The following is a 541-nucleotide window of genomic DNA, read 5'->3' on the forward strand; positions in this document are numbered from 1 at the left end:
TGAGATAAACCGATTTCTTCCATGGCAATCGAAGAAAGTAGCAAGTTAATCGCTTCTTGCCTAGTTACAGAAATATCCGGTGTAATATCCGGTAGATTGGGAAGAGACATGGTTCTTTTCGACCTCCTTGTATAAACAGAATAGTTGCGTTTATCAAGCAGTGTATGAAAGACAAATCACTGCATTATTTTATCTAGAAAAGCAGGTTTTTTTCTAGCATGAACTGTGAAAGAATTCTATAGAGTTGGTGTTGCGTTTATTTTTGCTTATTTGTCTTTATACATCGTATGTGATGCGAGCTTTCGTGATGCAAGTTCATTGGTTTATGTAACCAAATAAAGTTGTAAAAAGAAGGAGGAAGAGGAAACAAATCGTTCTGCCATGCATAGAATAAAGAAAAGAGTGGCGGAAGGAAGCGATAGGCATTCTGCTCATCTCCATCAGTCACTTTTTTGTATGATTCCGTTATGTAATATCCGGGAAATTCGGTTGCGACATCCCTATTCAAGTTTGGAAGCTTGGATAGGGGATTTTTTTGTTT

Annotated in this window: 1 protein-coding gene; it reads right to left on the minus strand. The window is 37.3% G+C overall.

The features are described from left to right. Window positions 1-256: 256 nt before the first annotated feature. The coding region (locus ACQRBL_RS32530; RefSeq protein ID WP_427736450.1) for a hypothetical protein at window positions 257-541 on the minus strand (285 nt) is incomplete at its 5' end.

Origin of the sequence: Bacillus sp. AF62 (assembly GCF_050312695.1) — a bacterium.
Taxonomy (GTDB): domain Bacteria; phylum Bacillota; class Bacilli; order Bacillales; family Bacillaceae_G; genus Bacillus_A; species Bacillus_A cereus.